Origin of the sequence: Paenibacillus sp. GCM10012306 (genome assembly GCF_042649265.1) — a bacterium.
Lineage (GTDB): Bacteria > Bacillota > Bacilli > Paenibacillales > Paenibacillaceae > Paenibacillus_AQ.
This window is the reverse complement of sequence record NZ_JBHRYW010000001.1, coordinates 56,140-68,828: the sequence shown is the minus strand read 5'-3', so window position 1 is coordinate 68,828 and position 12,689 is coordinate 56,140. Positions and strand designations below refer to the sequence as shown.

Sequence of the window (12,689 nt, the reverse complement as noted above, 5' to 3'; positions counted from 1 at the left end):
TAAACTGGCAAGGTACCTGTGAAGCCTGTCTTACTAATGGACAACAGTTCCACTTTCAGGTTGATTTAATCCTGCCTCTTGGGCATTTGGTTTGACACGCTTCATAAAAAACGAGATGAACAGGGCGATAATCGACATGACACCAGCGAAAATAAAGGCGCCTTTGATGCCAAAAACAAAGGAGGACGGCAAATGAGCTAACATCGCGGGATCTAGTTGAGCAAGATTAAGCCCATTACTCATATCAAATCCTTGATCACGCAAATAGTTTAACTGACCTGTCGCCAGCATCGTCATCGCCAACGCACTGCCAATCGCTCCAGCCACTTGCTGCAGCGTACTCATTATTGCTGTACCGTGTGGATATAATTCAGCCGGCAACTGGTTCATCCCATTGGTTTTTGCTGGCATCATGACCATCGACAAAGCTAACAAGAACGTACAATGCAAGGCAACAATTAACACAGTTGAGGTATTCACCGTAATCGTTGAGAAGAGAAACATAACGGCACCAATTAGAATCAGACCAGGTATAATTAGCCTTCTTGGTCCGTACTTATCAAACATTTTACCCATAAGAGGACCCATTATACCACTAATGAGCGTACCAGGTAGTAAGAGCAGTCCGGCCTGTAAGGTGTTTTTTCCAAGACCGTTCTGTAAGAGCATCGGCAACAACAGCATAGATGACAAAAGCAGCATCATCACTACAATAAATAGCACCACCGACAAACTAAACATTGGAAAACGGAACGTACGGAGATTCATGATCGGCGATTCTATACGCAATTGACGCCAAGTGAAGAGAATAAGGGCTACTACGCCGATAATTATGAAAGATATAACCAACATACTACTCCAGCCACTCTCTCCGGCTTTGCTGAACCCAAATAAGAGACTGCCAAAACCGATTGTTGAAAGCAGTAGCGAAAGAATATCAATTTTCGGACGTGTAATCACGGATATATTTTTCAAGAAGATTATGCCGAAGATTAGTGAAATAAAAAGAACTGTTCCGGAAATCCAGAAAATCCAATGCCAAGACAGCTTTTCAATAATTAAACCAGCAACGGTTGGACCAGAAGCAGGCGCAAGCGTCAATACAAGCCCCATCAATCCCATAGCTGCACCGCGCTTCTCTGCCGGGAAAAGAATCAGTATGGCATTCATCATAAGAGGTAATAGTAAGGCCAGGCCAGCCGCCTGGAAAAAACGCGCCACCAGCAGCACTTCAATATTAGGCGGGAAGCTGCCCGGGTAGAGCTGCCAATTCGTCTCCTCCAATGCACTTCCCGCTTCGCTGCTCCCCAGCCCTTGTAGTAATTCTCCAAACCACTGTTCCATGATTTGCATTAGAGCAAGCGCACGCTCCTGCACAAGGTGATGTTCCGGAGGCAGCCCTTGTTTGAACAGGATGAGCAGATCATTAAGCCCTATTGTGACCTCACGTTCTAGCTGGGTCCGTTCTTCCCGGCTTGCTCCGCTCATAAATATCGATTGTACGAGCGTATCCGGCAAACGACCGGAAAGCCACTGTCTCTGCTCTTCCTCATGCTGAACGGAACGAATCATCAGCATGAGGAGCTCAGGATCAAGCGTATCGTTATCCTTAACGACCTCTCTTACTCTTTCAATCGTAGCCACGACGCGCTGGATATGCTGCTGCTTCTGTAGCAGCAACTCATGTTGCATCTCCAGAGAAGCATGGAAATCCTTGCTGTCCTGCTCCAAATACTTGCTGATTTCATCCAAGGAGTAATCAAAATATTTCAAGTTTAATATTTGATGGAGCCGGAACAATTCGTCATCAGAATAGATACGATGTCCCTTTTCATTGTAGCCGCTCGGCTTGAGTAACCCCCTCCGCTCATAAAAGCGCAGCGTTCCTTCCGTGGTCGAGGTCAGTTTTGCAAAGGAACCAATGGTGTAATACGTCTTACTTATCGTGCTCACCCCCTTTCTAGCGCCAGTATAGCACCTGAAGTTACGTCAGGGGCAAGCACTTGTTTGAACTTTAAAAAGGGCCAACCTCACGGTTGGCCCTTTAGTATTTTGAACGATGATCTTCTAAATCCTAATGTTTTTTCACCTTAAAGCCTGCCTGCTCCAGCAATGGAACAATCCCCTTGTCGCCCAGCATGTGCCCAGACCCCACTGCAACCAAATGAGTTTGTTTTTTATCACTGTTCAGATAGTCTTTAATCTTCTCGAACATTGCTACATTGCGATCGGACATTATGCCTTTGTAATATTCAGGATCCCAGCCAGTTGATTTGCTTGCTTCAGCCAAGGCGTTATAATCGCCTGCTTTCCATATTTTCGGGAAGAAATCCGCAGGAACATCCGGAGCAGGGGGAACCACAGATTTTGGATCCAGACTTAGGAGTAGAATTCTTTCTTGTAGAGCGTCGGAGTAGCTATTATTAAGCCGGTAATTACCTTCTGTAGTTTCCAGCGAAATAACAGGCTTTTTCGCTTTGTTGGCCTTATTAATAAGGTACAGGTCAATACCCATTCCCGTTTCTAAGCCGTCATCTGCAATATTAGAGTAACTAATCTGTCCCTGGATCACCCACGGCTTTAAGTTATCAAAGCTATTTTCCGGCATTTCACGGGCGTTCAAGAATGCTTTAAGTTTTACATACGTTTCTGCGGAGACATGATTACTCAACGTATCCCCGTCTTTATAAAAACCCAGTTCCATTAACTGTTGTTGTACTTCTTTGGGATCAATCTTTGACATGTCAACCTCTACGCTCAAATCATCAGCATCATTGAGCGCACGCTCAATCTCCGGACGTAGCGGGTACATGCTATCGTCGGCTACGTGAACTGTACCTAACAGATAAACGGTGTTACCCTTGTTCTCTACCTTCCACATAAAACCATGACTTCCTTCAGACTGTTTCCCAGAGGTCAGCATCACCTGGTGCAGTGACGGATTCCAGGCCACCTGATAGCCTGCAGTTTCAGCGGCAAAGCGGAGCGGCACATACGTTTCATTCCCGATTTGCTTTGGTGCTACATCGAGCTTGACTGTTTTGCCGTTTGCAGTAGCATTTGTACTACCAATCTTCAGGGAGAAGGAGAGACCTTCTTTCGAACCGCTGACGGTACGGGTCGCTTGATCCCATTTTACTTGGACGCCCAGCTTCTCCAGAAGGGTACGCATGGGGACGAGTGTCACCCCTTTTTCGATAATCGGTGCAGATTTGCTGAACTGGATCTGCTCTCCGTTGAGTCCCACAGATAGAGCTTTTTCTGCTGCTTGAACAGAAGAAAATGCAGAGGTAAGCAAGGATAGAGAAATTAATGCAACACTAAGTTTTTTCATTGGTGTATAGCTCCTTCTAGTTAGAATAATAAAAAGTGGCTTTCTAGCATCAGCTTATCGCTTGACGTTACGTCAAGCGCAAGCATTCTTTTGGGCATATCAGCACAAAAAAGAGCCATAACCGAAATTCTCCGATCGAATGGAGTAGTTTGGACAACATTCGATGAATAAATTTAGGCATGACTCTATCAAATTAAAATTTAATCCGAAACATATAGAATAGCTATCACTTATATGGACCTAATCATTCGCCCCCTCCTTCAATCAGCGAAACCATCATATGAAAAAACACCTCACTCAAATAGTTCTTAAATTCCGGATCGAAGTGACCTGAGATCAATTGCGGATCCATCTCCTCCAGAACTCCTACCGCTTCGTTCTTCCACAGCTCCTGCAGCGGTTGTCCAAACGCCCGCTCGTATATCGGCTTCAGAGGAAGCGCATGCTCTTGTACAAGCGGATGATCCGGCGGCAGCCCTTGCTTGAACATGACAAGCAGATCATTAAGCGTCATCATCAGCTCACGTTCTAGCTCAAGCTGTTCCTCCAAGCTTGAACCACTCATAAACATCGATTGTACGAGTGCATCCGGCAGACGGTCGGACAGCCACTGCTTCTGCTCCTCCTCGTGCTGAATGGAATGAATCATTAGCATAATAAGCCCGGCATCGATCGTATGATTGTCCTTAACGAGCGCTCTTACCCGTTCTATCGTAGCCACAACACGCTGGATATGCTGCTGTTTCTGCAGCAGCATATTATATTGCATCTCCAGAGAAGCGTTAAAATCCTTACCGTCCTGCTCCAAATACTTGCCGATGTCATCCAAGGAGTAATCTAAATATTTTAAGGTTAATATTTGATGGAGTCGGAACAGATCCTCATCGGTATACATCCGATGTCCCTGTTCATTATAGCCGCTTGGCTTGAGCAACCCCTTACGATCATAAAAGCGCAGCGTACGTCCCGTCGTCGAGGTTAATTTAGCGAATGAACCAATGGTATGGTATGTCTTACTTATCTTTCTCATCTCCTTTTTAGTGTCAGTATAACGCCTGACGTAACGTCAAGCTCAAGCATTATTTCTTTGATCATATCAACAAAAAAAAGAGTCATAGCAAAAACTCTCCAATTGAATGATGTTGCCTGAACAGCATTCAATGGAGAGGGATGGTATAAATTAATATTTTCTTTCAGTTCCTAGTCTATGGGTACTACTAACTCTGTCTTCTGGAGAAACATATATTGCATCGTCCTTTTTACATTAGTTCCTTCGTTGTTATAGGTATTATTACTACATGCTAATGCAGAAATTATAGCATCCTCACCCAAGCTGCTTAAATGTTACTGTTTTACCACCTTGTATCCCGCCTTCTCCAGCGTTGTAACCAGACCAGAGTCGCCCGCAAAATGTGAAGCTCCAAGTGCAATCATATATGTTGCTTTTTTATCACTGTTCAGATAGCCTTTAATCTTCTCAGCCATTGCTAAATTACGGTCCGTCTGCATACCTTTGAAATAGTCATCATCCCAGCGAAGCGCATCGACAAATTTAACCAGGTTTTTTTCATCGCCAGTTTTCCATACTTTCAGAATATCATCCATCGACATTTCCGTAGCAGAAGAAGGCAAAGAGTTTGGATCCAGCATTTGAAGGATCAGCTTTTCCTGTAGCGAGTCGGAGAATTTATTGAAAACATCGTATTGGGACTCAAAAGTCTCTAGCCCAATAATTGGCTTTTTCGTATTGATGGCTTTGCCCATGAAATACATGTCAATACCCATACCTTCGTCTAAATCTTGTTTTGCCGATAGAATGGTCCCCATTTGTTGCGAAGCGTACCACGCCTTGATGTTATCGTAGCTATTTTCCGGCAGTCCATTTTCTTTCAGGAATGCTTGAACTTTGTTATAGGTTGCTGCAGAGATATGATCCTTCAGTGTGGTTCCGTCTTTATATTCACTCACATCAGTTATCAATTTAGTTAATTCGTCGGGAACGATCTTTGTAAAGTCGATCTCTACGCCCAAGTAGTCAGCAGCATTGAACGCATTCTCAATCTCCGGACGCAACGGGTATATAGTCTTGTCGACGGTGTGGATTGTACCAAGCATATACACGGTGTTGCCTTTATTCTCTACCTTCCACAAAAAGCCTTTGCTGCTTTCGGATTGCTGTCCAGAGGTAAGGCTAATCTGGCGCAGCGATTGATTCCAAGCCACTTGATAGCCTGTAGTTTCAGCAGCAAAGCGGAGCGGTACATACGTTACATTCTTGATTTGCTTTGGTGCTGCATCCAGCTTAACCGTTTTCCCGTTTGCCGTGGCATTCGTGCTGCCAATCTTCAAAGAGAAGGAGAGACCTTCTTTCGAACCACTGACGGTACGAGTCGCTTGATCCCATTTCACTTGGACGCCCAGCTTTTCCAGGAGCGGACGCAATGGGACGAGTGTCACTCCTTTTTCAATGATCGGTGCGGAGTTGCTGAATTGGATTTGCTCGCCGTTTAACTTTACGGATAAGGATTTTTCCGCTGCTTGAACGGAAGAATATGCAGAAGTAAGCAAGATCAGGGAAAGTATTACAGCGCTAATTTTTTTCATTAGTATATAACTCCTTCTAGTTGGAATAATAAAACGCAGTTTTAATCGTTAGAAAGCAACCTTTTTATATCCGATTTCTACATCTGTCTTTATCTCTATCTCTATCTCTATCTCTATCTCTATCTCTATAAGCAACCTTCATTATGCGTCGACGGACAACTTCGTTTGGGGTTGTAACCTATTGCTCTTCCTTCATCTTCTCCTCCCACATACGACGGAACAAATGAACGAACGCCTCAGACAAGTAATTCGCAAAGCTAGGCTCAAAGTTCGGGAAGAGCTGCGGATCCACCTCCTTCAGCACTCTTCCCGTCTCGTTCGTTCCTAGTTCCTCTAGCGGGTGTCCAAGTATCTGCTCGAAAAACAGCTTTAGAGCTTGCGCACGCTCCTGTACAAGTGGATCATCCGGCGACAGCCCCTGCTTGGACATAACGAGTAGATCATTAAACACTATCATCAGCTCAGTTTGCAGGTTTACTTCAACACTAAAAATAGATTGTACGAGTGAATCCGGCACACGCTCGGAGAGCCACTGCTTTTGCTCCTCCTCATGCTGAATGGAACGAATCATCTGCATAATAAGCTCTGGATCAATCGTATGGTTGTCCTTAACAATCGCTCTTGCCTGCTCAACCGTATCGACAACGCGCTGGATATGTTGCTGCTTCTGCAACAACAGCTCATATTGCAGCTCCAGAGAAGCATTAAAATCCTTGCCATCCTGCTCCAAATATTCGTGGATTTCATCCAACGAGTAGTCTAAATATTTTAAGGTTAATATTTGATGGAGCCGGAACAAGTCCTCGTCGGAATAGGCCCGGTATCCCTTTTCACTGTAGCTGCTTGGCTTAAGCAATCCCTTGCTATCATAAAAATGCAGCATCCGTTTCGTCGTTGAGGTCAGTTTAGCGAATGCACCAGCGGTATAATGTCTCTTATTTATCTTTCTCAGCCCCTTTCTAGCATCAGTATAAGGTGTAACGTTACGTTACACTCAAGCATTTTTTTATTCTATTCAAGATGAACTTAAAATCCTAACATAGGGCTCGGTCGTCACTACGGTGGAATGTTTGGACTTCCGGTCGTTATTGTCTCCAGATTTTTGGATTATACCGCTATTAGCGGATAAAATCCGGAGACTGCCTGTGCTTCCGATGCGAGCTTTCCTGCGGAAAGCTTTCAGACGAGCGCTTCGCTCCTACAGTTCCAAACTTCCCCCTTCACTCCTTCTCGCTTTTTGTTACTTTCTTTTGTTTATCTTATATAGTCAAAAAAAGAGCTCCCTAGTCAAACTCCTTATATCAAATGGAGCTGCCTGAATACTAAAAAACTAAATTAAAAATAGGGCTAACCTAATGGTTAGCCCTGCAATATTATGAACGACTACTTAGATAACAACTGCTGTTCCACTAACAGCGACCATCATCATGTCCTGGCGGACAACTGCGTAATTGATCCCTACGCCGATTACAGCGTTGGCCCCCATCGTCGAAGCGTGCTGGGTCATTTCTTTGAATGCCGCATCTCTTGCTTCCCTTAGCTTCGTTTCATAGGCTTTCGAACGCCCGCCTACCAAATCTCTAAATGAGGCAAGAATATCCCTCCCGACATTAGCTCCCATAATGACTTCACCGGTTGCCACACCGACATATTCTCTGACTGGGGAACCTTCAACGACTGCGGTTGTTGTAATAATCAAGTATTTCCCTCCTAACAAACAAATGGATTAGAGCTGATCTCCTGAAGAAAATAACAGAGCCAACCTAATGGCTAGCTCTACTGTGTAATAAGCAAGAATGATAAATAAGTGCTACTGTTTTATTACTTTGAAGCCTTCCTTTTCCAGCGATGGAACGATTCCTTCATTACCCAGCAAATGCAGCATTCCAACGACAACCAGATAGGTCTCTTTTTTATCACCATTCAGATAGCCTTTAATCTTTTGGGTCATTTCTTCGTTGCGGTCATTGATTAGACCTTGGAAGTATTCAGCATCCCAGCCAGTAGTGGTGAACTCATTCAAAGCTTTTTCATCGCCCTGGATCCATATTTTATTCAGATAATCTATCGATACATCCGGAGAAGGAGGCGTCACAGATTTAGGATCCAGATTCTGAAGCAGCAGTCTTTCCTGCAAGGCGTCGGAGAAGTTGTTGTTCATCTTCATCTGGGATTCCATAGTTTCTAGTGAGACTATCGGTTTTTTTGCTTCATTAGCCTTTTCAATCAGATAATTATCAATCCCTTTTTCTGGCGTAAAGCCATCTTTGGCAACTTGAATGTTCATGATCTGTTGTGTGACAAACCATGACTTGAAAATATCGAAGCTATTTTCGGGCATTCCATTGGCTTTCAGGAATGCTGTAACTTTGTTATACGTGTCTGCGGAGATATGATCCTTCAGTGTGGTTCCGTCTTTATAAACACCCAATTCCAATACCTGTTTTTGTAAATCTTCGGAAGTGACTGCCGACATATCGACCTCTACCCCCAAGTAGTTGGCAGCTTTTAACGCATTCTCAATCTCCGGACGCAGCGGATACATCCCTTCGGGTACATGATGGATTGAACCCATCACATACACCGTGTTACCTTTATTCTCCACCTTCCACAGAAAGCCGCGGCCTTCTGTATGCTGCTTTGAAGTAAGAGTAACCTTGCGCAGTGATTGATTCCAGGCCACTTGATAACCTGTAGTTTCAGCGACAAAGCGCAGCGGCACATAGGTTACATTCCGGATTTGCTTTGGCGCTGCATCCAGTTTGACGGCTTTGCCGTTTGCAGTGGCGTTTGTGCTGCCAATCTTCAGGGACAAGGAAAGGCTTCCTTTGGAGCCGCTGACGGTATGCGTCGCTTGGTCCCATTTTACGTTGACACCCAGCTTCTCCAGAAGAGGACGGAGTGGGACAAGGGTCACCCCTTTTTCTACAATGGGTGCGGAATTGCTGAACTGGATCTGCTCACCGTTTAGCCATACGGACGAGGCCTTCTCAGCTGCATGAGCGGAAGAAAGTCCAGAGGTAAGCAGGCCCAGGGTTAGTATTGTAGCGCTAAGTTTTTTCATTGATATACTGCTCCTTCTGTCGAAGTGAACTTAAGAATACGCCATTCAACAATCAGCTTTTCTAATTCTTAAGTTCAGCTTATATAGTTGTAATAGTCAAACGCGGTCTATTTCTCCCCATTGCCGAATTAACATTTGACCAAACGCTTCAATCAAGTAGTTCTTAAAATCTTGTTCCAGGTTCGGGAAGAGCTGCGGATCCATCTCCTCCAGCACTTTTCCGGTCTCGCTATTCCACAGCTCTTGCCCGAGCATCCGCTCGATCATCATAAACAGCGTAAACGCATGCTCCTGTACAAGGGGATGCTCCGGCGGCAGTCCTTGCTTGTACATCACCATCAGATCGTTTATCTCTAACGTAAACTCACGTTCTACCCGAATCCGTTCTTCTACACTTGATTCACTCATAAACACCGATTGTACGACCTCATCCGGCACACGATCGGAGAACCACTGCTTCTGCGCCTCCTCATGCTGAATGGAATGAATCAGCAGCATAATGAGCGAAGGATCCATCGTGTCATTATCCTTAACAATCTCTTTTACCCGTTTAACCGAAGCCACAACGCGCTGGATATGCTCTTGCTTCTCCATTAACAGCTCGTATTGCCTCTCCAGAGAAGTCTTAAAATCCTTGCTATCCTGTTCCAAATACTTTCCAATTTCGTCCAAGGAATAATCTAAATATTTTAAGGTCAATATTTGATGGAGTCGGAACAAATCGTCATCCGTATAGGTCCGGTGTCCCTGCTCATTGTAGCCGCTTGGCTTAAGCAGCCCTTTTTGATCATAAAAGTGAAGCGTACGTACCGTTGTAGAGGTCAGTTTAGCGAATGAACCAATCGTATAATATGTCTTACTTATCCTTCTCAGCTCCTTTCTAACGTCAGTGTAGCACCTGACGTAACGTCAGGCGCAAGCATTCTTTTATATGCTATCGAATTACAAAATTGTAAGGTAGCTTTAAGGTAGTTGTAAGGTAGATGTAAGGCAAATCGATAGTTTAGGCCAGTCTGGCAGGATAAGATTGGAACAAATCAATCAGAATTTTTTTAAAAGGAGAATCGAGATGAGGCTGTTTGAACTGTTGCTTTTTTTGTCAAACATCGGTTTGTTTGCATTAACAGTCCTATTAAAAAAAGGACAGCGTAGAATTCCAGTATTCGTTGCAAGCGGGATCGCCACACTTTTATTGGTCATTCATTGGACAGTGGAAGGATACAGAGTCCAGCTATTATTCCCATATTGCATAACGATCATTTTTTTAGCCATTTCAGGTTATAGTTATTTCAAAAAAACCGGACCCAAAAAGGTCCCGCGAGTCTTGTTGGGTTTAGCCTATACCGCTATAGCGACAATGCTGGTCGTAACAGCGGGTCTCATGTATGCTTTTCCTGTATTTAAACTGCCTGAACCGGCAGGTGAATTTAAGGTAGGAACGCGGGCTTTTCATTTCGTGGATCCAAATAGGGAAGAGATTTTCGGTGAAGCCAGAGATGGTAAGAGAGAATTAATGGTTCAGGTATGGTATCCGGCTCAAGCTGGCACCGGCAAGTATGCACCCTTAATTCCTGATACCCAGATTTTACGTTATATGGCCGCGAACTATGGTCTTCCCGGGTTTACTTTGCAACACCTGAAGTACGTATCCAGTCATGCTTATTCAGGGGCCGAAGTCTCTTCGGCACAGACTTCATACCCGCTGATCATTGCGAATCCCGGCTTTGGCTCTTCCAGGTTCCTCCACACGTCGCAAGCCGAAGATCTCGCGAGTCACGGATATATCGTGGCCGTGATCGACCACACCTACAATACATTTGCAACCGAGTTTCCGGACGGTCGAATCACGACTAGCTCAACCAACGACTTATTCTCGCCCGACCATGATTACCGGACGGAAAGCGGAAACCGCGACAAGCTCGGAAAGGTATTAACCGACGATGTGACGTTTACATTGGACCAATTCGCGCTCATCCAATCGGGGCAGATTCCAAGTCATCTAAAAGGGAGGATTGATCTCGGTCATGTCGGGGTGTTCGGTCATTCCATCGGCGGAGCGACGGCCTATGACGCTGCTTACGATCCACGAATCGCGGTTGGAATAGACCTGGATGGAGCGCTTTATCGACTGCGTGACAGAGAGGGTCTGCGAAAGCCGTTCTTGTTCATGAACTCGGAAAGCGAATTCGAAAGATTAAAGAAGGTAATGGATAACCACGCCTACACGGAGGCAGAGCTTAAACAAATGGGCAACACAAAAGAGTGGATGGATCAAGTAACGGAGGACAAAAAGCTAGAGCTTGAACGGATGCGCGAATCGGCCGACTCAGGGGGACAATTCCTCTATATCGAAAATTCAGAGCATTTGAATTTTACCGACGTACAATACATTTCTCCGATATTCAGAATGCTGGGCATTACAGGAAAGATTGCGCCCGAAAGAGCGAATTCCGTTATCAATGCCTATATGCTGGATTTCTTCGATAAGTATCTGAAAAATCAAGGCGGAGCCTTAATGAAAGGACCGGATAGCCGCTTTCCGGAGGTCAAGTTCGGAACCTCGCTATTATAATTACGGAAGGCTGCCGATTTTGATATGCTCCCCATCAAGTAGACAGGTTTAATAAATAAATCGCTACTTGTTGGGGAGTTTTCCTTTGTCTTAGAAGAACGAATAGATCAGTTGTAGAGGCACCAGTCGTCTTAACAGTTCAAAAAGAGGAAGCACTCCAAGTAACGGCATTTTTGTACCTTATTTTTCATTTATATAGGCAAAAAAGGGAAATAAGTGCATTATTGCATCTTATTTTTCGAAGAAACACGTCGGAGGGGCTATTCTGGTAGATTTAAGGTACAATATTGCACTTAATCTCCATTAATCCTTAGCTGCAGAGGATTTAGAGTACAAAAATACCGTTAATTATCCTTCTTATTTAAGATCTCTTTTTTCTTGCCTACGCGCTGGATATGCCGTTTGCATTCTGCGGGATTTTTGCTATCGTTATCTCATATAGCGTTTTTCAATTTTTCAAGCATAGAAGGAACCGTTCGTAAGGTTCCCAGGAGGGACTTATGACCAGAAGGCGATTGCCGGCAGAGGAAGCAAAAACAATTATTTTAAACCATGCCAAGCTGTTATTTATTGAAAAAGGTTATGATCGTGCTACAATGGATGACTTATGTACACTGACACAGATGAGTAAAGGCAATTTATATCATCATTTTAAAAATAAAGAGGTCCTCTTTCTCCAGTTGCTAAGCCAGCATGCCGAGCAAATGTCGCAAAGGTGGCTTCATTCGACCGAGCAATCCACCTCTCCTATCGAACAGTTAATTGAAATGGCTGAATTATTCGGGAGAGATTGCGAAAGTCCATTAATCCCAGCCATTGAAGAGTATGCTAAGACGCTATCCAGCGAATCTGAGGCATTGACTACATTAAAAGAGATTACGGAAATGGCTTATCGTGCAATAAGACAAGTGCTGCACAGAGGGATCGAGCACGGGGTTTTCATTAATGAGGATATCGAAACGTTGAGTTTCGGCGTAATGTCGACTTTGACGGGAGCAACGCAGCTCTGCCTGACAATGCCAAATTTAACCGGGGACGAATACGCTGCCCTGCATGTCAATGCGATCAAGCTGCTGTTAAAGGGCATTTCGATTGAGGATTCCAACTAAAGCTGC

Annotated in this window: 10 protein-coding genes; 2 read left to right on the top strand and 8 right to left on the bottom strand. The window is 44.5% G+C overall.

What is annotated here, in order from left to right; translation table 11 throughout:
• Positions 1–33: 33 nt before the first annotated feature.
• The 8 genes from ACFORK_RS00325 to ACFORK_RS00290 all read right to left on the bottom strand — a co-directional run bounded on the left by ACFORK_RS00325 (position 34) and on the right by ACFORK_RS00290 (position 9,845).
• Positions 34–1,953 (bottom strand): DHA2 family efflux MFS transporter permease subunit, encoded by a 1,920-nt coding sequence (locus tag ACFORK_RS00325; RefSeq protein ID WP_379194448.1) that lies wholly within the window; start codon positions 1,951–1,953, stop codon positions 34–36.
• A 121-nt stretch (positions 1,954–2,074) separates the two neighbouring features.
• A complete protein-coding gene (locus ACFORK_RS00320; protein ID WP_379194446.1) occupies positions 2,075–3,334 on the bottom strand; it encodes a TraB/GumN family protein in 1,260 nt (419 codons plus the stop codon).
• 244 nt (positions 3,335–3,578) lie between these two features.
• Positions 3,579–4,364: a MerR family transcriptional regulator gene (locus tag ACFORK_RS00315; protein WP_379194444.1), complete on the bottom strand. Its 786-nt coding sequence runs from the start codon at positions 4,362–4,364 to the stop codon at positions 3,579–3,581.
• A 314-nt stretch (positions 4,365–4,678) separates the two neighbouring features.
• Positions 4,679–5,938 (bottom strand): TraB/GumN family protein, encoded by a 1,260-nt coding sequence (locus ACFORK_RS00310; RefSeq protein ID WP_379194442.1) that lies wholly within the window; start codon positions 5,936–5,938, stop codon positions 4,679–4,681.
• A 178-nt stretch (positions 5,939–6,116) separates the two neighbouring features.
• Entirely contained in the window at positions 6,117–6,881 is a 765-nt protein-coding gene (locus tag ACFORK_RS00305) for a MerR family transcriptional regulator (protein ID WP_379195706.1), read from the bottom strand.
• Positions 6,882–7,325: 444 nt separating this feature from the next.
• Entirely contained in the window at positions 7,326–7,637 is a 312-nt protein-coding gene (locus ACFORK_RS00300; protein ID WP_379194440.1) for a YbjQ family protein, read from the bottom strand.
• 111 nt (positions 7,638–7,748) lie between these two features.
• A complete protein-coding gene (locus tag ACFORK_RS00295; protein WP_379194437.1) occupies positions 7,749–9,002 on the bottom strand; it encodes a TraB/GumN family protein in 1,254 nt (417 codons plus the stop codon).
• Positions 9,003–9,098: 96 nt separating this feature from the next.
• A complete protein-coding gene (locus ACFORK_RS00290) occupies positions 9,099–9,845 on the bottom strand; it encodes a MerR family transcriptional regulator (RefSeq protein WP_379195704.1) in 747 nt (248 codons plus the stop codon).
• Between the two features lie 226 nt (positions 9,846–10,071).
• On the opposite strand from ACFORK_RS00290, the gene ACFORK_RS00285 reads away from it, so the two are divergent.
• Positions 10,072–11,574: an alpha/beta hydrolase family protein gene (locus ACFORK_RS00285; protein WP_379194435.1), complete on the top strand. Its 1,503-nt coding sequence runs from the start codon at positions 10,072–10,074 to the stop codon at positions 11,572–11,574.
• Between the two features lie 500 nt (positions 11,575–12,074).
• Positions 12,075–12,683: a TetR/AcrR family transcriptional regulator gene (locus tag ACFORK_RS00280; protein WP_379194433.1), complete on the top strand. Its 609-nt coding sequence runs from the start codon at positions 12,075–12,077 to the stop codon at positions 12,681–12,683.
• Positions 12,684–12,689 lie beyond the last annotated feature (6 nt).